This window comes from Shewanella electrica, assembly GCF_022321485.1.
Lineage (GTDB): Bacteria > Pseudomonadota > Gammaproteobacteria > Enterobacterales > Shewanellaceae > Shewanella > Shewanella electrica.
Genome location: NZ_JAKOGG010000205.1, coordinates 1 through 278 on the forward strand (window position 1 = coordinate 1; position 278 = coordinate 278).

Below are 278 nucleotides of genomic sequence, written 5' to 3' on the forward strand. Positions count from 1 at the left end.
GGAGCGCCGCGCGCCGCTTCCGATCCGCGACTACACGTGGCTCAAGCTCATGCCTGCCCTGGTGGTCATCGTGCCGCGATTTGCCGCGGCGTTCGTCCTGACGGTGATACAAAGTCTGGGGTATTTCCCGCTCATCGGGTTGCGGAGCTTCAACGTAGACGCCTACCGATCGCTCTTCGGTAGCGATGAGTTCTGGCTGTCGCTGCTGCTATCAATACGGATCGCTTTCATGGCCGCCCTGCTGTCAACGGTGTTGGGTATCGCATGGCGCTGGGAAT

1 pseudogene is annotated in these 278 nt (G+C 60.8%); it reads left to right on the forward strand.

What is annotated here, in order from left to right:
• Positions 1-278 (forward strand): annotated as a pseudogene (locus L9G74_RS20375) (hypothetical protein); the annotation flags it as partial.